The sequence below is a fragment of the Vibrio sp. 10N.247.311.51 genome (genome assembly GCF_041467855.1).
Lineage (GTDB): Bacteria > Pseudomonadota > Gammaproteobacteria > Enterobacterales > Vibrionaceae > Vibrio > Vibrio coralliirubri.
This window is the reverse complement of the sequence record NZ_JBFSVK010000025.1, coordinates 73,572-94,824: the sequence shown is the minus strand read 5'-3', so window position 1 is coordinate 94,824 and position 21,253 is coordinate 73,572. Positions and strand designations below refer to the sequence as shown.

Here is a 21,253-nt window from a genome sequence, read left to right as displayed (position 1 = left end):
TTTTCTCACACTCCTAAGTCTAGATTGCTAAGGAGGGAGTGGATTCCATACATCAAGCTAGCACTCTTACTCGTTGTACTTTGTGGATGGGTATTGGACCTACTTTTTCAAATAACTCTAGCTTGGTAAATATTATTTCACTGCAGTGCTGAGTGGTAGGGAAAATGGAACAACAAATTATAATAGAATTCGTAAACAGCAAAATACGATAAACGCGGCATTAGTTGTTACTATTACCGCGAGTAATAGTTGTCTCGTATCTTACGAATAATTGGATGCTTAAAGTAAAATTAGATTAAATGTTCATCGGTAGCGCAAAACCAACTTGCCAACGGAGATCGTCTTCGTAGGATATGCCATCAAAAAAACCATCTTTCATGATTGTCGCTTGGAAGTATGGGCGCCATTTATTAGCAGTATAAGTGACGCGGAACTCATGGTCCGTTGCCATGTGAGTTCCATTACGGAAGGTGTCGGCAATTTCCTCATCGGTTTCAAAATTATCGACACGGTTGTAAAAGAACTCGTATCGATCAGAGTTATAGCCAACAAATAGGTCTGTACGGACAGATAGGTTAGTACCGTAGTTCACCTCGTTACCGTTCTCATCCTCACCAATCCAATCGTCATAACCGAATTCAGGGCGAACTCGTGCATTTATCATTAGGCCGTTATCGAAGTTGTAGCCTGCGCGTAGCGACAAGCGGTAGTTCCATTGTGTATAACCAACATAAGTATGAACCCATGCTTTTTCCGTCAATGGAACAAACTTGCCTAGGTTATATTCATAATAGCCATCGGTGTTCACTTCCGCACCAAACTGGATGTCATAAAAGTCAGTAAAAGTAATCCAACCAGTTAAACCTTGAAGACCTACGTTACGCTCTTCTTCATAACGTGTATAGAACTCTATATAAACAGGATTATTATCTAATATCTCCTCATTTTCTAAGGAATTTTCTGCCATCGAAATAGTAGGGAACATCATGCTTGCTGCGAGTATAGATAGAGGGGGTATTTTATTCATTTTTTACTCTTTCTTTAATTATTGATTATATTTTTTGTTAGATTATAAAAATTAATATTTAACCAAGAAATTTTATTTTTAATTTGTTTCGATGGTTTTTAGTGCTTGTTTAATATCACCCCATCCGCAGGTTTACTCATCATGCTATTGTAGTAATCGGTTGTGATAATATATTTTCGCATAATTAGGCCAGTAATTAAGAAGAAAATAGCTGGTGTGATCGAGAGTGATAACGATAAGCCTTCTAATACTTCTTGTGTTTTCTCTGCGTCTGCTGAATAACCAAAATATTGCAGTGTATAACCGGTTACAATACCGGATAGGCCCATACCAAGCTTCTGACAGAATGAAATTGCACCCATCGAAATGCCTGATGAATCAATACCTGTTTTCTTTTTACCATAGTCGCTTACCTCAGAAATCAGTGCCCAGAAAATTGGGGTATTAAGATCAGTTAGGAAACAGTAAAGGAAGTAACAAATAACAGCAGCAACGAACTCGCCTTGGCCGACTAAGAAGTAGATCGACAAGCCCATGAGTGCTGAGGCGTACATCGATACGCGGAACACCCGAATCTTACAAAAATGTTTGGTCAGTTTTTTTGACACGATTGCGGCAAGGATGCCACCGACTGACCACATCCCTAGAAAAACGGAAATTTGTACACCAAAACTTGCGCCAGCGTATTCTGTCCCGTAGATAAAGGCGATGTTGCCACGTACCAAGAAGGCAAGCATAAGTGTGATGCAAGCAGAGCACAGCACGATCCATTGGTCGTTTCTAACTAAGCTTTTTAGCTGTTGTTTAACGGGTACAGTGTTTGGCTCTATCTCGATGTGTTCACGAGTTGTGAATGCACAAAATAGAAGACATGCTGCGCCAATCGTGCCAAGAATAGCAAACGAAGTTGCATAGCCTTGTACCTGATCCGTTTGTGATGTCACCCAGAATGGAACCAATGATGTACACATTAGCGTTGCCGTTTTCGCCATTGTGAAGCGCCACGAATTTGCTGTAATACGCTCGTCTGGATTATCCGTCACTACACCAATCATTGAGATGTAAGGAATTGTCACCATAGTGAACATCAACGTATTGAATATATAAGTGCCGTACGCCCAAATGAGCTGCATTTTATAAGTGTCACCAATCGTGGTGAACATCAGGTACATCGAGACACCCATAGGGATTGCAGCAAAGCCAATCCAATGGCGATAGTGACCCCAACGCGACTTGTAACGGTTCGTTGCCCAGCCCATTGCCGGATCGGTTACCGCATCAATAATACGAACCAGTAGCAGTAGCCAACCTGCATCAACAGGGGTTAAACCAACAATTTGAACGTGGAATGCGTAAATCAGCATACCTGCAGATATCATGGATAGGTTGATTGCAGAATCACCTGAACCAAAGCCAATCTTCTCTAAGACCGACATTCTATTTAAAGCCATAATGACCTCACCTTTAATTTAGAAACACGTTATTTAGGAAAAATTTAATAAATCGAGAATAATTTAAATTCTTTGCGATTAAACAGTTGGGGTTACTTGGTGTTCTGCCCCAAATTCCATCTTCAGTACACACCGTCATTCCGGTTGTGTATTCGCCTTTTAATTCGACATGAACTTGTTCTTGGTTATATTCAATATCGCTTTCTTCGAGCAGAGCAAATACAGTAAGAGGGTCGTGAAGAATTGGAGTGAATCCTGTTTTATCAAACCAAGCATCACAACTTTCTATTAGAATCTTTTTCAATTCTGTATTGGCATTATTTTTAGCCTGAGATAAATAGTCACCATCGAAATGACATTTAGTTGTAACATCCAAACCAACTGCACGAATATCAATGCCAGAGTTAAAAACAATATCGGCAGCTTCGGGATCGCAGATAATGTTCCATTCATTGACATGTCGGTAATAACATCCTCCCATTAAAACCAATTCATCAATATTTTTAATTAACTCTGGGTGTTCTTTTATTAGTGTTGCAATATTGGTTAATGGACCAATGGCAACAATGGTTAGTTTTTCCTGTGAGAGAGCATCAGCCATGAACTCGACAGCATGCTCGGTTTCGATAGGCTGGCTATCCATTTTTCCTTGGTACTGGCAGGGGATTTCTTCGTCATCGTTTTCTTCGCCATTAATACGATGTTCACACCCAGCATAGACAGGGATGTCTTCGCGACCTGCTAGCTGAAGCACACGCTTTGCCATTTTGGCTCTTAGGCGCGTGTTCTTGAATACTGTTGTCACACCCACAAGATTGAGCTGCTCTGTCGATAAAGCGAGACCTAATGCCAAAATATCGTCAGCATCATCGCCGATATCAGTATCAATAATAATGTTGCGCATTGTTACTTCCTTACAGTCGCAAGCTTTGCTTCTACTTGCGTCATGGAAGGCATGTTCGCAGCCCCTTCATTCTCTACTGAACACGATGCAAAGGCTGTCGCAAAGCTAATTGATTCCGTTAAGGATTTACCCAGAGATAAGGATGCCGCGAGTGAACCATTAAACGCATCTCCCGCACCACTGGTGTCTATCACCTCAGCGGGGTACGACAAAAAGCGCTTAAATTCATTACCGTCATAAGCTAGACACCCATTGCCGCCCAAGGTAATGATGACGTTGGTTGCCCCCATACGATGAATAAAACGCGCTGCTTGTTCTGCTGTCTCAATATCATGAATCACAATACCGCTTAGCTCAGAGGCTTCGGTTTCATTGGGGGTAATCACATCTACTAGTGGGACTAAGGTATGGACCTGCTCATGGTAAGGCGCTGGATTTAGGATGGTGGTTTTGGCCTGCTCTTTTGCCTTACGCAACATTGCCGCAACCGCTTCAATATTGTTTTCCAATTGCACAAGGACGACGGAAGTTTGCTCTATTTGCGGAGTGAGGTTTTCAATGTCCGCATCACTCACCTTCAGATTTGCCCCCAGGTCCAACACAATGCAGTTATCTTTTTCACGCTCAGAAACCGTGATCAACGCAACACCTGTCGGTGAATGGTAGGTTTCAGCTAACGTGAGAGAGGCAAACTGTTGCCTTTCTAGGTGCTGCTTAGCTCGTTTAGCAAAGTCATCATGACCAATTTTGGCAAAGAAGTGCGTGTCTTTTGTTACTTGTCTACATGCGGTGGCTTGGTTTGCCCCTTTGCCACCAGAAAGAAACTTTTTAGATAGGATACGTACTGTTTCTCCCTTTTGAGGGAATGAAGCCACTCGCGAGACAATATCAAGGTTGTAAGAGCCTGCGACAAATACACCTTTATGGTTTGATGAAATATCCATGATTAACGCCTGTTCAAGATTACGTGGTGGCAGTATCTAGAACTCATGCAAGCTGGTATATCTCAAAAAAAGTACTTATTATGCTGTTACTCGGCACAATCCTATTGTTATTACTCCTTAATAACAGAGGTTTTTGGTCTGATTAGTAGACAGCCTGTTATTATTGGTGAAAATATCCTTATTAAACAGGCAATTAAATTTTGTGACCTCTTTACTCATTTTTTCTATCAGAGTATGGGCACATCGTGTACAGCTCGTGATAAAGATCACAGAGGAAACCATGCTAGATCACTCATCAAAGATCACACTTAAGATGCTCCGCTACTTTTTTCAAGTTGCCACGGACAAACACTTCGGCAATGCAGCAAAAAAACTGCACATCTCCAACTCACCATTAAGTGCTCAGATTAAAGAGCTAGAACGAATTATTGGTAGCCCGCTATTTATCCGTGATACACGAACCGTTGAGCTGACTAATACTGGCCAGCTTCTTTTTGAGGAGTGTCAGACAATCTTCAGAGTTTTAGATACATCTGTGCGCAAGGTGATCGAGCAGGGAAGAAATGAAAGCAAATCGCTAAATGTCGGACTCATCAGCTCGTTCTTTTGGGCTGGGCTGGGGGATGCGCTGCGCAGTTTTAAAGATGCTTACCCTGATTACGACTTTCAGATCTTTGAGATGACCCCAGAAGAGCAGAAATCGAGCATAGATAAACATAAAATTGATATCGGTTTGGTTCGATTTGCCGACACCATCAATACAACGCCATTGACCGCTGAAAAAATGGTTGATGATGAAATGTGCGTGGTGGTTGCCAACAACCATGCCTTTAAAGACAGAAAAATGATCTCGATTGATGAGCTAAAAGATGAGCAGTTTATCTTTATGCAAAGGCAGGACTCGGCATCATCCAAGTTGATTGTCGATACCTTTATGACACATGGGCATCATATCCATATTGCCCAAGAGGTTTATGAGCCAAACACACTGGTTTCAATTGTGGCAAGCAGTAATCTAGTCTCAATAGTTCCAACTAGTTTTAGCTATCACCGTTGGAGCAATGTACATTTTATTAAGCTCAGAGAAAAGTTACCGGCTCACTTGTGTGCTTTGTATCTTGACAAGAATGATAATGTTGTATTGACAGCTTTCTTCGAGCATGTGACTAATGAATTAATTCGATTTAAAAAACATAGAAGGTAACTATTGGTGATTAGTATCCAACAATACTGGGCACCAAGTTTGGCAATTTTCCATACTTGTAGTTATCCGTAATTCGCTAAATTAGCAAATGCGCTGACAAGCTTTTGTCCACCTTTGAGTTAGAGAGCGCTGCTTTGCGGTGTGTGATCAAGGAATAAACCACGTTTGCCTTTGACATTTCGACCTTTGCATCAGGCCGTGGGGTTACTAAGGGGAGTAATACATGTACTATGCTTTTTTCAGCTTGTTTCTACTTACACAGCAAGCTCTGCAAGTAGAACACTTTAATGTTGTTGGGTGTTTTATCTACAGATAACGACTTCTTAAATGATCTTTGAAGTATTGCGCATTCAAGGTTTCGCCCGTTGCGCCTTTCACCAAGTCATCGGTGGTCAGCAGGCTGCCTTTACTCCAAATATTCGATTCCAACCAAGTGAAGATAGGGGATAGGTCGCCACTTTCAATCACAGAGTTCACATCGACAGTTTTCTTCATTGAAGCCATGAACTGAGCCGCGTACATCGCACCTAATGTGTAAGATGGGAAGTAACCGAATGCGCCATCTGTCCAGTGGATATCTTGCATACAACCGTTTGTGAAGTTGCCTTGAGTGCTTAAGCCAAGGTATGACTGCATCTTGGTATTCCATAACTCTGGAACGTCGGTGTGTTTGATCTTTCCGTTGATCAAGTCACGCTCAATTTCGTAACGTAAGATAACGTGTGCAGGGTAGGTGAGTTCATCAGCGTCGACACGGATGAAGTCTTTCTTCACACGCGTGTAGATCTTCTGGAAGTTCTCTTTCTCAAACTCTGAGCCTGAGAATTGCTGACCCGCCAAGTTTGCCAAGTGCCCGATGAACGGGTCGCTGCGGCCAACTTGCATCTCGAAGAACAAAGATTGAGATTCGTGGATGCCCATAGAGCGCGCTTCACCCGCCGGTTGTCCTGCTAGGTGCTTTGGTAAGCCTTGTTCGTAACGCGCGTGCCCTGTTTCATGCACAATACCCATTAAGCTTTGAACGAATTCCGCTTCGTCGTATCGGGTTGTGATACGCACGTCTGAAGGCACGCCGCCACAGAATGGGTGAACACTTTCATCCAATCGGCCGTGTTCGAAGTCGAACTGAAGCAGCTTCATGACTTCTAAACCCAGTGCTTTCTGTTTCTCGGTCGAATAGATACCAGATGGCGCATTAAATTGCTCGCTCGATTGCTTTTCGATGACTTCGTCAATCAGGTTTGGTAGCCAGGTTTTAACGTCTGCAAACAAGATATCAAGCGAAGCAGAGCTGGTACCCGGTTCATAGATATCCAGCATGGCATCATAAGGCGTTAGGTTCGCTGCATCGGCGCGGATCTGCGCTTCTTCACGAGACAGCTCAACCACTTCACGCCAGTTCTTTTCGAATCCAACCCAGTCGTTGTTACCACGTTGGCTGCGCCATGCATGTTCACATTTTGAACCCGCTAGAGATTTCGCTTCAACCAGTTTTTCTGGAAGTAGGTTAGCTTGTTGCCATTGGCGTTTAATTTCACGCAGAGACGATTGTTGCTCGCCATTTAACGCTTCGTTTTCAGCGTCTGCAATCCAATCACCAAGTTGTGGTTGCGTCATCAACCCGTGAATATGAACCGAAAGTTCGGCCATCGCTTCACTACGGGCTTGGTTACCACCGGCAGGCATCATGGAAGCTTGGTCCCAACCACAAATAGAGGCTAGGTGTTGAAAGCGTGAACATTTTTGAGAGTGTTCGACTAGTTTTTTGAATGCGCTCATTTGACTACTCTTAATTTGGTTTCTTTAAATGATCCTTAGGGCTGTGTCAGCGTTAAGGCTCATCTCTCATGTACTTTTATTATGGCTCTGCTTTTTAATGACGCCGACCTTCGCAGTCGAAGATATAGCGAGAAAAGCATGAGGCGGTACGATGCCTTGAATTTACTATTTATTAACAAATTAAACTGTTCTATTGTGCACAAAATCAGTGAGTTGTATAGCTGGTGGCAATTGTTGCTTGCGAATTGTTCAGATACACGGTATTGATGATAGATCGCTGAACAAGAATGACAATGATATGGATATTTTGAACTTTGAGGCATTTCTAATTGCCATCACTATTTTAACGCTAACGCCGGGCTTAGATACGGCTTTGGTGATTCGTAATACCAGCCGCTCTGGCTTAGCTGACGGTTGTATGACGAGCTTTGGTATTTGTAGCGGCTTGTATGTACACGCGTTTTTCTCTGCGGTGGGTATATCTGCAATCCTCGCCCAATCCGCAGAGCTCTTTCAAGCCGTTAAGATGGTGGGTGCGGTTTACCTCATCTGGCTTGGCTTAAGCAGTTTACGAGCTTTGATGAAAAACGGTGGCGGTTTGAAGGTCGGAGAACAAGCTCAACAAGCTCAACAAGCTTACAGTGCAAAGCGTTCTTTGCGTGAAGGCTTCTTGTCTAACGTTCTTAACCCAAAAACGGCAGTTTTCTATCTGGCCTTTTTACCTCAATTTGTAAACCCTGAAGGTTCACCTTTATTGCAATCTATGTTGATGGCTTCGGTACACTTTATGATTGCGATGGTGTGGCAGTGTGGTTTGGCTGGTGCTCTTAATTCTGCTAAAAACTTGCTCAAGAACGCGAGTTTTATGAAGTGGATGGAAGGCGTGACGGGCATGGTGCTGGTTGGGCTAGGTGTTAAGCTTCTGATGGAAGAGCCTGTGTAGCTCACCGTTTCCAGTTGAACATGAATATATGAAAGCCCACGATGTGTCGTGGGCTTTGTGCTTTATTACTGGTAGATCTTTGTACCGATCTTATTCAACAGCGCAGTTATTCAACGACGCTAATGTTCATCTCAGCACCTTCGAAACCTAAGTCACTCAACTCATCGGCGTTAAAGTTGGTGGTAACTTCGATGTCGCCAATGCGCTCAGTAGATTCGTTGACGGAATCAGTACTTCTTTTGCTGCGTAGATTGTTAGTAATTGGTGTTGCTTGTCCAATTTCGATAGTACCTGCAAATTGAGATTCAGCGTAGAAATCTCCAGACACGTAAGAGTGGAAGGGGCGTAAGCTTCCGCCAGTCGCGTATTGCATGCTTGATAAGCCAGCTTCTTTAATCGCCCAGCCCCAATCCCACCATTTTGTTTCACCTGGGATGTAACGGTGATCCCATTGGTAGCGAATGTCGGCAGATTCACTGCTGCCACGACCCATGGTGAAGGTATGAGCCTTGTACGGGCGGTTATCTGGGTGGGAGTGCCACGCGTTGCCACCCCAACGAAGGAAGCCGTTGAATTCAACATCGTAGCTAATGTCGGCGTTGAATCGGTACGGGTAAGAGATGCTTGAACGATACAGCTCAACTCGAATCGGTAGCTCCGAATTCGCAGGAACCATAGGACGAGCTTGAAGTGTGACTTGTTCGCTAGTGGAGTTGCCATTTGTTTCTGCGAAGCTTTGGTTAGCCTCGAACTTAACGGTGAGCTTAGTTTCGCCAACCAAAGGCCACTTGAAGGTATTTTCTGTTTGAACGCTTTGTGAGAATCCATAGCTGTTCGTTTTCGACCAGTTTGTTGATTCGTCTACTTTTAGGTCGACCACCACTTGTTGTGCGATGTTGCTGTTGTTTCTTGCCGTCGCGTAAACCGTCTTCACTAGTTCACGACCCGACTCGACAACGTCACCATGCCAAAAGTTGTCATCGTTAACGGTGTAGGCAAAATTGTCGACGGTGATTTTGGTTTTTTCATCACAGCGATAGCCGCTACAAGAGCCATTGTTATTTCCCTGTATCACCCAGCTGTTGCCAGAGCGCTTTATCGTCATGTCTTCGCCAACGTACTGACTGTTATTACCGCCAACCCATGCGTAACCTAGGTTGTGGGCTAAATAGCTTAATGGGCGAACAAAGTCGTTACGGTTGTTCACTAATTCATACTGAACATCAATTTCGCTACCTTCCTGAACCGATTTGGCGGAATAGTTAGGGATTTCAGATTGGTCGTTGTTTGGGTAACAGAACGTTGACCCACTGCTTGATTGTTTAATTTCGCCATGATAACCAGGCCCCATGATTACCCAGTTTCCTTTTAACCCGGTGATCTGCCAAGTGCCCATACGAGCGACCAAAGCACTCTTCTGCTCTTCGGCTTCATAACGGTCTATAGGGCGATAACCTGAGCGACATACATCTTCACCAAGTTGGTCAAACACTATTTGGTCTGGGTAAATCTTCGCATTTACACCGGTTGATAGAACAGACAACACTGCGGTTGCTAAGAGACTTCTGTTTACTGTGATCATTAACAATTCCCTCATTTGTAATTTTCTATTTTGATAATGTTTTGTGTGCCGTGCAGTTAACAAGACAAGTTCACTTTTTCATGTTGATAAATAGATAGATACTGAAAAGGGTTGAATTAAATTACCCCGTTAATTCAATGGCTTGTATTGTTATTAGTATTTTTATGGTGAAAATATATGCAACTAAACGTAAATTGTTTGATGGGGCTCAAACCGTTTTTAGAAAAATGAAGGCCCATTATTCGGGCTTAGACGTCAAAATCATTTGACGTTATTTTTGGCGCTTGTATGAATGGTTAATTAAAAGAACAGATATAACCATTCACAATGCTCGTAGTTTTAAGGTGGGCAAGTAGTGAGTGATAAGGAGTAAAAATCTAACTTGAATATTTTGATTTGCTATCGGTTTTAAAATGCAAACACTTAAAGTAAGGAAGACGGTAATAATTGTATTACTGATAAAATAATGAAAATAACCATCCGTTTTTTATGTGTAATATCGGAAAAGCTTGCTACTTGATAATAGGACACTTGTTGCTAGTGGTTAAACTATCTCTAATTATCGTTTGGCCAGAAGTTGCGTTCGGCCTGTATTACACGTTTTAATGATGGCGAATAAATCATTCGAACTTAAGATATCAATCTTTACCGTTAATGGGTCATTGTTGATTAACAGGTAAGGCGACAATCGGCTGTCATTCATTGTTTTATTTATTTTTTGCACAGAGACTAAGTCGATGGTGCCAGAAATAGAAAAGAAAAGTGATTGAGAAGGGCGGGCTGTTCCCCTGAATCGCAGAACAAGTGGGTCGGGCATGTTGTCATCTTGAACGGACATCAGGTGCAGCACCTTGTTGTTACTTATTTTCGTTAATCCGTCGGTACGTAATACATTGTCATTCACTATTAGGTCCACCACGCTATGTTGGTAGCGATCCTCTTCTTTTGGTTGGGGCGAAGGGATACTCCATATGCCAACCAATAAAACGAATGCAGAAATGAGCGCAACGATTGGCATCATAATTGACCTCTTTCTAGGAATAACGCCAGTTCGGTACTGGCTTGATCTAGTTGGGTTGGCGTGTAAAAGATGTTGACGGACTGGCGTGTGGCTTTGTTGAGAATAGAGAGCTCTGAATATTCCGCTTCTTCGCTAATGTACGCCACACAATCACATTGATATTGATAGAGAATGCTTTCTAGCTCTGGCGTCATCGCCATTTCAGGGGCTTGGAAAACTTGTATTTGACCTATCCATTGCTCACTGAGCCGGTTAACGGGGTTGATATCGCTGAGGTTTCTCTCATTAACCTTAGCAAAAGCCAATAACGCTGATGCCAACAGTAAGCAGCCAGTGGTGAAGTAGCACAACTTGTTTCGGCTTTCAGCTGTGGGGAAGTAAGCCGAAGAACTTTGTTTAGGGTTAGGCTTAGGTTCGACTGCAACTGGTGCACCGATAGCAATACCGTTATTGCCGACGGGTATTAGGTTGCTCGCAGCAGCAAGGGGAGTTGTGGCTGCATTATTGACGGGCGAGTCGATTACCACGCACTCATCGATAAGGCGGTAGCCCACCTTAGGAACGGTGACGATTGGGGTTTCTTTGATGCCTAATCTAACGAACCCTTGGCGCAGTAGACTTATACTTTTCGCTAGTGACGTATCCCCTATGAACTCGTTTCCCCAAGCGAAGCTAATAATATCTTGTTTGTTAACAATATCGGGTGAGTTTTTATGTAATAACTCCAGAACTCGAGTTTCACGGTATCCTACTTTAATAGAACGTTCATCGTTATAAATACGGTTTTTAATCGGGTCGAATCTGATCATATAGCCAACGTTTTATTTTTATTATAATTCTCTCTACAATGTAGATGACTATAAACTGACTAATATATGAATTAAAGTCACATGTTTTATTCTTCTGGTTTTTGTGTTGTTGAAACAAAAAAGAAATTTAATATGTTTGTGACAAAACGCCTGACACCAACGCACAATCTGTTAAATATAAGTAATATCTAATTAAGTGTTGGTTTTATTAGTGTCCTTTTTAGTAGTCTTCTATTTGCTTTATTAAATCGCATAGTAGTCGATTTAATATTCTTGTTATTTATAAGGGCATATGTGCTGCATAATAATTTAAGACGTTTCGCTATGTGATGAAAATAAAAAGCCCGCAGTTGAGTGCGGGCTTGGTATTCAATCAATTCAGGTTACGCTTTAACTGCTTCACAATCTTTTGAAGAAGTTAACGGTTTGAAGAATAGCTTGGTTTCTTCGATAACAACGTGGCGCAGCAAGATAAGCCCGATTAGGTTCGGAATTGCCATTAGGCCGTTCACGATGTCGGCTATTATCCAGATCATGTCGAGCTTTAAGAATGCACCAGAAGCCACCAAGGCGATGAAGATAATCTTGTAAGGTAATACTGCTTTGGTACCTAGCAAGAACACAACACAACGCTCACCGTAGTAGTTCCAACCTAAAATTGTTGTAAACGCAAAGAAGATTAAGCCAACAGAAACCAACATAGGGCCAAGGGTGTCTGCATTCAAACCAACAGCGAATGCGTGAGTGGTCATCGCAGCGCCTGAAAGGTCCGTCTGCCAAGCACCCGTTAAGATAAGCGCCAAACCTGTCATCGTACAGATGATGATGGTATCGAAGAAGGTACCTGTCATAGAGACAAGCCCTTGTTTCACACATGAGTCTGTTTTAGCCGCTGCTGCAGCCATTGGTGCGCTACCTAGGCCAGATTCGTTTGAGAACACACCACGAGCGATACCTGATTGGATAGCAAGCATGATGCTCGCGCCAAAGAAACCACCGGTTGCTGCTGTGTTGGTAAACGCAGAAGTAACAACAAGGGTAATGGCATTCAGTAGTTGGTCTGCATTTGAAATCAGAACGCTTAAACACGCGACGACGTACATCACCGCCATAGTAGGAACGACTTTCCCTGCTACTTTAGCGATAGATTGGATACCACCAAGGGTTACCACCGCCACTAATATCGTAAGAACGACAGCAGACATCTCACGAGAAGCGCCAAATGAGATTTGAGTTGCGTCTAAGATAGCGTTGACTTGTGGGAAGGTACCGATACCGAAGCAAGCAACACCGAGCGCGAAGACAGCGAACACTACCGCCAAGATTCGTGAGCCGACACCGTATTGCAGGTAGTACATTGGGCCGCCAACCATTTCGCCATTGCTATCGGTTCTGCGGTATTTAACGGCGAGTAGACATTCTGCGTATTTGGTCGCCATACCAAATACAGCGGCAAGCCACATCCAGAATAGGGCACCAGGGCCACCAATCTTGATTGCGGTCGCTACACCAACGATGTTACCTGTACCAATGGTTGCTGAAAGTGCAGTACACAAAGCCGCGAAACTCGATACGTCACCCGTACCGGATTTGTCTTTGCTGAACACCATTTTCAGTGCGGTTGGGAGGTGTCTAAACTGGAGTAAGCCTAAGCGAAAAGTAAAGTAGATACCTGTACCCACTAGCAGAATAAGTAGTGGTGGTCCCCAAACGAATTGGTTGATGGTTTGCAGTGTAGCTTGTAGGTGGTTCATAGATTCCCCTTAATAAATTAAAAATTTAAGGAGAAGAGGGAAGGCAGTGCAGATCACAGGGATCGGGAGCACTACTTAATACATACGGATTTCTAGATAGAATTCTTTTGTTAATTAAGGCTGTTGCTTTCCACTCCTCTGTCCTTTTGCCTGAGAGTTTCACTTAGCGAATCACTTATAGAATAAGTAACGGGCACTAAGCTTGCTCCTTCGGCGACCGATCTAACGGTTCTCTCCAGAGGTTCCTCCAACGACAGTCCTCACTTTTCTGGATTTCTCCAGCATAAAGCACCTGAAAGATTTACTTCTTCGGCGGGTCAATCTAACTAAATGTTAATATTTAGTTAAAAACCACTCTCCTGCAGTCTTCATCGGAACAATTACCTAAATAATTAGGTAATCTGTAGGCGTATCCTAGATCATATAAAATGTGATGTCAGCTACAAAATATCTGTTTGCACAAATGTTGTTCAACTAAATGATCAAACAACGAGTCTCTGACGTAACTTGCTTATTTAAATGGTATAAAATAGAGAAACAAGGAGGAGTTATGACTCGACTAATAGCGATTGTTTTTTTATTGGCTTTGGCATTTGTACTATTTCGTTACCGGACAAACGAAAAACTGCAAAAATGGGTAGTGATAGTTATCGTTAGCAGCTTCCTTTTGTATACTGCCAGCTTGATGATTTCGGAGTTAACTCGTTAAACCTGCCTGTAAACAGGTGGGATGAATGTGTTAGCAAAGCTTAAGTGCTTCTGGCTTGAGCGATAGGTTTAACTGAGCCTTCACAATCAGTATTGGCATTCGTGCCAGTGACCGCGTAACGTTAAACAAATTTTTGGGAGTACCCGCTAGTGAACCAGCAATCTGGACAAAGCGAACAAGATGAAGTGGTTGTTATTGAAGAACGCGATAAGCGCAGTCAGCTCTATATCGGCATTGCTGCGGTTATAGGCTTAGCTCTGGGTGGCTTAATCGGTTCTACAGTTACGGCTTCTAAGTGGGAGTCCACTTATCAGGTACTCGAAACTCGTTATCAAGAACTGCATGACAGCAGAGCACAGTTGATGACATCCGTTGAAACTAAAGTGGCAAAAGTTGATACCGAAATCGATGCGAAAGTAGAAGCTGCTCTAGTGAAACAAACGGAAGAGCATCAAAAAGAACTCCAAGAATTAGCAAAACAGTCTTCGGTCTTAGAGAAGGCGAACTACTCGTTAGAGCAACAGCTAAATGAACAGAAGCAAACGTTAGAGCAAACTCAGCAAGACAACCAGAAACTTAATCGTCAGGCTGACATGCAATCGACTTTGTTTGAGCGTTCGCGTGAAGTTTTCCGAAAAGAACTACAGATTTCTCAAGAACTTGAAAAGCTTGAGAAAGAGAGAGATCAACTCGAGCAGAACCTAGGCTCTCTTAAGAAAGCGTGTGATGTTTACTTAGATGGCACATCATGGGACGCGAAATCTGACGCGTGTGAGAAGCAAGATAACGCTAACTCTCGACTGAGCGATATCAGACAAATGATTGAAGTGCACACAATGGATCTCAAGCAGATCAAAACGCTCACTGAAGAGATGGGTCTATAAGCCGAAGGCTTTACCAGCCTAATATTGATTTTACAGTAAATATTGAAACGCCCACATCACACACGTGATGTGGGCGTTTTTCGTTTTCTCGGGAGTATAGATCCGGTGCTTTCTCATTATTGATTATTTGCGTGTTTTCATTGTTTGCTTAGATATTTGTGAATAGTTACGTATAACCATAATGATATGTCACTTGTTGTCTATTAAATGACTTTGCATACATATTTTCAGATCAGAGTCGCTGCATAATAGTATTGTTCAGGATGAACACGCAGTCGATTGCTAGCTCGCATTTGGCTGCTTTGACGACAAGGGATGGAGTGATGCCAGAGTATCTTTGTGAGAACTGCACCATAGCTTATTGTTTCGATGATTGTCGCTCGCCATTAGCGCAAAAAGAGATGATCGAAGTAGAAGAGTTGGTTCGTCGTGTCGATGTTGAACACGATAGTGAAAAGGGCGAAAAGAGTGAGCAGGGCATTGAAGATAACAATTAACCTAATCATTCAGACATAAAAAATCCCCACAAGCCAAGCTGGTAGGGATTTTGAATAAGTTGCAGTCCTGTTCTCGCTTTCTCAAGCAAAGGGTCTTACAAAAATTTTTAGAACAGTTTCGTTTTTAGAGCTGTATCGTTTCTTAGAATCCAGTTAGCTACTAGAGTAAAACCTCATTCCACTCAACGTTATTTCTCATACGTTTTGATTTCGCCTGATTTCACACGAGCAACAAACGATTGCAGTTCTTTCTTCACAACTGGCATCAAGAAGTACAGACCAAGAATGTTGAAGATAGACATCGCAAAGATAGCTGCATCAGAGAAGTCGATTACCGCACCAAATTGAATCGTGGCACCAATAACAACAAACACACAGAACATCACTTTAAAAATCAGCTCCGTTGTTTTGCCTTCACCAAATAGGTAAGTCCAAGCTTTAAGACCGTAGTACGACCAAGAGATCATGGTAGAAAACGCAAACATGATTACCGCGAGAGCGAGTGTGTATTTGAATACTTCTGCCGTTTCAGTAAACGATGCTGCCGTTAGCGTTACACCCGTTAAACCAGAACCATCGAATGGACCTACGTTTAAACCAGCGATAGTGATAACCAATGCTGTCATTGTACAAATGATTACCGTATCAACGAACGGTTCTAATAGTGATACTAGACCTTCGGTGATTGGTTCTTTTGTTTTAACCGCTGAGTGAGCGATAGCTGCTGAACCTACACCTGCTTCGTTCGAGAACGTTGCACGCTTCAAGCCTTGAATTAACGCACCAATGAATCCACCAACAACACCTTCACCAGTAAATGCACCTGTAAAGATTGCGCTGAACGCAGGGCCAACTTGATCAAGGTTAGAACCGATAACAATCAGAGCCATACCGATATACAGAGCAGCCATCCAAGGAACAACTTTTTCCGTTACCGATGCGATAGAAGGCATACCACCAACAATCACAGAGAAAACTAAAGAGGCAAGTACAAGGCCAGTGATCACACCGTATTCACTTGGTACATCAAATGCGTAAGTTAACATGGCGTGTGCTTGGTTAGCTTGGAACATGTTACCGCCGCCCAATGCGCCCAAAATACACATTAATGCGAAACCAATAGCGAGCACTTTGCCTAGTCCGCCCAAACCTCTTTCACCCAGACCTTGGCTTAGATAGTACATTGGACCACCCGAAACAACACCTGAAGGTAGGATAGTTCGGTATTTCACACCTAAAGTACACTCACAGAACTTAGAAGCCATACCCAGAAGGCCACACAAGATCATCCAGAATGTCGCGCCAGGACCACCAATCGCAAGTGCAGCACCCACACCGGCAATGTTACCAAGCCCGACAGTACCAGAAAGCGCCGTTGTTAACGCTTGAAAGTGAGAAACCTCGCCGTCCTCTTTAGAGTTAGGATCGGTATACTTACCTTTGATAATGTCTATCGCCATGCCGACACGTTTAAATTGAACAAAGCCAAAGTAAACAGTGAAGATGATCGCAGCGAGCAACAGCCAGCCAACAATCACGGGGAAGTTAGCTTCACCAATCGGTACACTTTTAAATATCAGCCCAACGAACCAACCTGTGTATTCGTTGAAAAACCCATCAACACTTTGACTTAAGTTGCTGATAGCTTGGTTAAATGATCCTTCTTCTGCAAATGCACTGGAACTAAACAATAATATAAACCCAAAAAATAATTCACGTATGTTTTTCATGGTTTTCCCTGTCTTTTTAATAAATTATGTTTGTTGCTGTTGTGTTTGTTTTCTATTTGATTTGTATATTTCAGCGGTATATCTACTTCATTCGACGGCAACATAAACGGCTGTAGCTAGGTCGAAAAACGAAATAAATATAAGTACTGATCTTGCTTTGTATGGATATCCTTTTGGTATGTGCACCAATAAGACTATGGTATTCGGGCTACCAAGTCCTACTGATAATCCTATACATAAAAATAATACCAACAAAGAAATTTTTACAATAAATTTACAATTGTTCGGGTTTTGTCATCGTTTGGGAATAAGTCGATGCTTTTTTGGCTGAGAAAAGCATATGCAGTAGCTGTTATAGAGGCGAATGAAGGAGAATTCAGAGTGATGGGCTGTAGGGACATAGAGGGAACGTAGGGGAGTTCGAGTATTCGATATGTTTTCGAGGTGTTTAAACATACGAAGGCTAAAGGTGTGTTCGGATCTGAGGATATTAAAAAAGCCCTTTATCAGAGCTTTTTGATGAGCGGAAAGCATGAATACTTTCCGCTAGCACATAAAACTAAACGGCTCGATGACTATTGCTATTGCCAACCGTGCCTTTGCTGGATTTGTGGTAGAGCTTAAGTGCCAATAACGAACCCCACAACAAAACTTGTCCCCAGAGTAATGTCCATTGAGACGCCACTTCTTGCCAAGATGCACCCATCTGATTAAGTGCTAAGAAACCTTGGATAGCCGGTGTGCTTGGGAATAGCTGTGATAATAGAACTAACCATTCAGGCATCATTTCAACTGGCCAGATAAACCCAGACGAGAAGATCAGTGGCATTGAACTGATTAACACTACAACCGTGACTAGCTCTCTTCGCGGCACTAACTCACCAATAAAAATCCCGATCAAACAGCTGGCCAGTAAGAAGGGCAGAAGTAAGGTTAAGATCTGTGTTGTTGAGGCGAGCAAATTTATCCCATACATCGAAAAGCTAGCGCCGAAGTAGTACATCGACAACAAGTAATAAATGCCGACTAAGGTACAACAGCGAGCAAGCATCAGTTTCGCTGGAGAGGTCTTACTCCAGTAGCCAAATGTCGATTGAGCGTTTTGGGTTGCACCTACTAAACCAGAAGCCATGGCTAAGGTTTGTTGCAGGATCAACACAAAGACGGCTGGAACCACGTAATCGATGTATCCCATGCGACTATTAAACGTTGGTTTCAGGTTCAAGCTGAATGCACTGTAGCCTTTGGCTGCCGATTCTAAAGGCACACCTTCGACTAACAAATGGCTGACCTTAACTTGCGCAGCTAACGTACCACCGGCCTTGGCAAGCCCTTCAACAATGGTTCCGTAGACCAAGAAGTAAGAAGCATCACCAGCGTAAGAAAGTGTCGGGCTCTTACCGAGCAGCAAGTCTTTATAGAAGTCTTCTGGAATGACAAGGAAGCCGCCAATCTCTTGGTTAAGCACGGCTTGTTTTGCATCGGCGATGGTGGAGTCTCGACGGACCAATTCGATTTGAGAGGTGGCATCCACCATTCGCTCTAATTGGTAGCTGCTTTGACTCTTATCCAAGTTCACAACCGAAGCTTTCAGTTGTTGAGGAACTTGGTTCGCGTAAGGCAATGGATACAAGAATGAATAGAAGACCACACCACCAAATACTGTAAGAAGCACGACAGGGTTGCGCAGTACCGCTAAGAGTTCTTGCTTGAGCAGTTGAGTAAAGCTCATCGTTTTACTCCTTGTTGTGCTGATGCTTCTGGCTGTGTTGACGGCGTTGTTTTTGCAGATAAAGCTGCTTTTGTAGATGGATCTGCTTGTGCAGTTAGAGTTGATTGCGCCAAGTGTTTCTTAATTAGCAACATTACCACCAAAGCAGGAACCGCGTACCACAACATAGAAGAGAGGCTGATCAAAGACTGTGCTGCGCTCACACCATAACTAGACTGCGCCGTTTGTACTTCGATGTAATGACTCACGGGCAATAAGCTTCTCCAAATTTGAGCAGCTGTGTTCATGTCTGTGACTGGAAAGGTAATACCCATGAACGCAAAACTTGGTGCCGTAAACGCGCCAGCGAAACTCATCGCCCTTGCAGGATCAAGTGTTAAGAAGAAAAACAAACAACCCATGATGATACAACTGATGACGGTTAGCAGTTGGGCAATGGTTAATGCCACAAAGCTGCCGTTAAATGGCCAGTCTAAGAGCACATAGAACCAAAAGCTAAACGCGATACCAAACATCAAAAACAAGACAAGGTAGGGCGTTAATGTTGATGCGAGTGACTTCATAGGGGCGTTGGATAACCAAGCATTAAGGCCGCGAGCTCTAACGTTTGCCGTCAAAACCAATATCGTGCCCACCACAATCATGATCTGCCATAGTGCAGGAATAACCGCAGACACCAAGAACTGTGCATAACTGGTGTTCTTGTTGAACAGCGGCGTGATCTGGCTTTGTACCGTTACTGCTTGGCCTAATGCGGATTGCACCGTGGTATCACCGTGTGACAGCTGTTTCACGACTTCAAGTTGCGCGTTAAAAGTCCCTTGAGCCTGCAGCAAGGCAGAGTTCACCAGCTTACCGATTAAGATAAATTGGCTGTTATAGAATACAGACACTTGCGGATTCAAGCCGAGCAGAAGGTCTCGGTCGAAGTGCCTTGGTATCACAACATAACCATAGATATCACGTTCGATCATCGCTTTCGCCGCATCACTCGCAGAGCTGTATTTCTGAGTGACTTGCAGCGTTGGTGACGCATCAACAAGACGTGTGAACTGTTGCGAGATTTGACTGTGCTCAAGGTCGACAACTGCGACCGGTAAGTCACGAGCGATCCCTTGTGAAAAAATCAGCCAGATACTGGCAGGAATCCAAGTTAGGCAAGACAACAACCATTTGTCTTTGCGGACAATCGCCCACTGCCTAAGCAAGGTATTCTTCGCTCTATGATGCTCAGTTGGTTGCGAGCCTCTAGATTGCGATCCAGTAGATTGCGAACCTGTAGATCGATAGTTAGCAGACATAAGTCACCTAAAGCTCAACCACTAGGCTCATGCCCATACGCAGTGTTTCGCTCGTATCGACAGGGTGCGCTTCTACTTCAAAAGTACGTAAATCGAAGCCTTGTGCTGCGTCTGTTGAGCGCCAAGTTGCGAAATCACCCATTACGGCGATGTGAGTCACTTGGAAAGTTAATGATTTATCCAGAGCCGGTAGGTACGCCTCAAACTGGCTGCCTTTCTCGAAATGCTTAAGCATATCTTCACGGACATTGAGCACAGCCCAAGCATCCTTGGTGTCGATAACAGTCACAACAGGGAAGCCTTGTGGTGCAAGCTCTCCACTGCTCAATAGAACCTGAGAGACTTCGCCATTAAACCAGCTGTGGATCTGTGTGTCTTTTGCGTAAGCTTCAACTTCCGCTACCGCACCCGCTGCCATTAACGCTTTTTGAGCGGCGGCCACTTTGGTTTCGTCACGAGCACCTTCTTGCGCTAATTGATACATTTGGAATGCAGCGCTTTCGGTGTACTTCGCCGCTTGCCACTGTGTTTTGGCTTCATCGCGTTTTTGCTCGGCAACCACACCATCGTTGTAAAGGTTGTTTACACGTTGGTAGGTTTTGTCCATCAGGTCGGCAGCTGCTTTGGCTTTCAACCATTGGTCTTTAGCCGCTTGGATCTGTTGAGTACGCGCGCCATTCTCTGCTTCTTGTGCTAATGCACCAGCGGCTTTCTGACCAGCTTTTGCTTGCTCTAGCTTCGCATCAATCTCAGGGCTTAGTAGAGAGAAGATCAATTCGCCTTTTTCAACTGAATCACCTTTACGCACGAATATTTCATCAATTCTGCCAGGTACTTTCGATGAGATGCTGTATTGCTGCGCATCGATTTGACCTTGAAGTTTAACCGGCTGAGGTTGATAAGCTTGATAGAAACTGTATCCGACCCAGCCAATAACGCCGATACCAACTAAAGATAGAAGAAGGGGCTTAATAGGTTTCAT

General features: G+C 43.4%; 17 protein-coding genes and 1 riboswitch. Of the genes, 4 read left to right on the top strand and 13 right to left on the bottom strand.

From position 1 onward, the window contains the following. Positions 1-295: 295 nt before the first annotated feature. The 4 genes from AB6E85_RS19615 to AB6E85_RS19600 form a co-directional block, all read right to left on the bottom strand. Complete coding sequence (locus tag AB6E85_RS19615; RefSeq protein ID WP_248639838.1) at positions 296-1,027, bottom strand: oligogalacturonate-specific porin KdgM family protein; 732 nt, start codon at positions 1,025-1,027, stop codon at positions 296-298. 98 nt (positions 1,028-1,125) lie between these two features. Next, positions 1,126-2,478, bottom strand: coding sequence for an MFS transporter (locus AB6E85_RS19610; RefSeq protein WP_248336611.1), 1,353 nt, complete (start codon positions 2,476-2,478; stop codon positions 1,126-1,128). A gap of 13 nt (positions 2,479-2,491) precedes the next feature. Beyond that, positions 2,492-3,382, bottom strand: a complete 891-nt coding sequence (locus AB6E85_RS19605; protein ID WP_061039680.1) for a nucleoside hydrolase — start codon at positions 3,380-3,382, stop codon at positions 2,492-2,494. Positions 3,383-3,384: 2 nt separating this feature from the next. Then, a complete protein-coding gene (locus tag AB6E85_RS19600) occupies positions 3,385-4,326 on the bottom strand; it encodes a ribokinase (protein ID WP_061039681.1) in 942 nt (313 codons plus the stop codon). Positions 4,327-4,606: 280 nt separating this feature from the next. On the opposite strand from AB6E85_RS19600, the gene AB6E85_RS19595 reads away from it, so the two are divergent. Next, entirely contained in the window at positions 4,607-5,530 is a 924-nt protein-coding gene (locus AB6E85_RS19595) for a LysR family transcriptional regulator (RefSeq protein WP_372143806.1), read from the top strand. A gap of 306 nt (positions 5,531-5,836) precedes the next feature. Here the strand turns inward: AB6E85_RS19595 and AB6E85_RS19590 are convergent, their stop codons facing one another. Further along, positions 5,837-7,309: a carboxypeptidase M32 gene (locus tag AB6E85_RS19590; RefSeq protein WP_372143804.1), complete on the bottom strand. Its 1,473-nt coding sequence runs from the start codon at positions 7,307-7,309 to the stop codon at positions 5,837-5,839. A 298-nt stretch (positions 7,310-7,607) separates the two neighbouring features. Between AB6E85_RS19590 and AB6E85_RS19585 the strand changes: the two genes are divergently transcribed. After that, positions 7,608-8,252, top strand: a complete 645-nt coding sequence (locus AB6E85_RS19585) for a LysE family translocator (RefSeq protein ID WP_372143802.1) — start codon at positions 7,608-7,610, stop codon at positions 8,250-8,252. A gap of 106 nt (positions 8,253-8,358) precedes the next feature. On the opposite strand, the gene AB6E85_RS19580 is transcribed toward AB6E85_RS19585, so the two are convergent. The 4 genes from AB6E85_RS19580 to AB6E85_RS19565 all read right to left on the bottom strand — a co-directional run bounded on the left by AB6E85_RS19580 (position 8,359) and on the right by AB6E85_RS19565 (position 13,418). Then, positions 8,359-9,834: an aerolysin family beta-barrel pore-forming toxin gene (locus tag AB6E85_RS19580; RefSeq protein ID WP_372143801.1), complete on the bottom strand. Its 1,476-nt coding sequence runs from the start codon at positions 9,832-9,834 to the stop codon at positions 8,359-8,361. 559 nt (positions 9,835-10,393) lie between these two features. Continuing rightward, positions 10,394-10,855, bottom strand: coding sequence for a hypothetical protein (locus tag AB6E85_RS19575; RefSeq protein WP_372143799.1), 462 nt, complete (start codon positions 10,853-10,855; stop codon positions 10,394-10,396). Continuing rightward, on the bottom strand, positions 10,852-11,664 hold the full coding sequence (locus AB6E85_RS19570) for a transcriptional regulator (protein ID WP_372143797.1): 813 nt from the start codon (positions 11,662-11,664) through the stop codon (positions 10,852-10,854). The genes AB6E85_RS19575 and AB6E85_RS19570 overlap by 4 nt, the downstream gene beginning before the upstream one ends. 383 nt (positions 11,665-12,047) lie before the next feature. Beyond that, entirely contained in the window at positions 12,048-13,418 is a 1,371-nt protein-coding gene (locus tag AB6E85_RS19565) for an alanine/glycine:cation symporter family protein (RefSeq protein WP_372143795.1), read from the bottom strand. A 128-nt stretch (positions 13,419-13,546) separates the two neighbouring features. Continuing rightward, positions 13,547-13,667: riboswitch (glycine riboswitch) on the bottom strand. A 609-nt stretch (positions 13,668-14,276) separates the two neighbouring features. Here AB6E85_RS19565 and AB6E85_RS19560 point away from each other — a divergent pair. Further along, the gene (locus tag AB6E85_RS19560) at positions 14,277-15,011 is read left to right on the top strand and encodes a chromosome partitioning protein ParA (RefSeq protein ID WP_048606944.1); all 735 of its coding nucleotides are present in this window, start codon (positions 14,277-14,279) and stop codon (positions 15,009-15,011) included. 323 nt (positions 15,012-15,334) lie between these two features. Beyond that, the gene (locus AB6E85_RS19555; protein ID WP_164091120.1) at positions 15,335-15,508 is read left to right on the top strand and encodes a hypothetical protein; all 174 of its coding nucleotides are present in this window, start codon (positions 15,335-15,337) and stop codon (positions 15,506-15,508) included. 188 nt (positions 15,509-15,696) lie between these two features. Here AB6E85_RS19555 and AB6E85_RS19550 read toward each other — a convergent pair whose 3' ends face one another. From AB6E85_RS19550 to AB6E85_RS19535, 4 genes are all read right to left on the bottom strand, one after another. Next, a complete protein-coding gene (locus AB6E85_RS19550) occupies positions 15,697-17,238 on the bottom strand; it encodes a sodium:alanine symporter family protein (protein WP_017059723.1) in 1,542 nt (513 codons plus the stop codon). Between the two features lie 559 nt (positions 17,239-17,797). Then, positions 17,798-18,970: an ABC transporter permease gene (locus AB6E85_RS19545; protein ID WP_372143792.1), complete on the bottom strand. Its 1,173-nt coding sequence runs from the start codon at positions 18,968-18,970 to the stop codon at positions 17,798-17,800. Continuing rightward, positions 18,967-20,271, bottom strand: coding sequence for an ABC transporter permease (locus tag AB6E85_RS19540; RefSeq protein WP_372143790.1), 1,305 nt, complete (start codon positions 20,269-20,271; stop codon positions 18,967-18,969). Before AB6E85_RS19540 ends, AB6E85_RS19545 begins: the two co-directional genes overlap by 4 nt. Positions 20,272-20,278: 7 nt before the next feature. Further along, positions 20,279-21,253, bottom strand: a complete 975-nt coding sequence (locus tag AB6E85_RS19535) for an HlyD family secretion protein (RefSeq protein WP_019820704.1) — start codon at positions 21,251-21,253, stop codon at positions 20,279-20,281.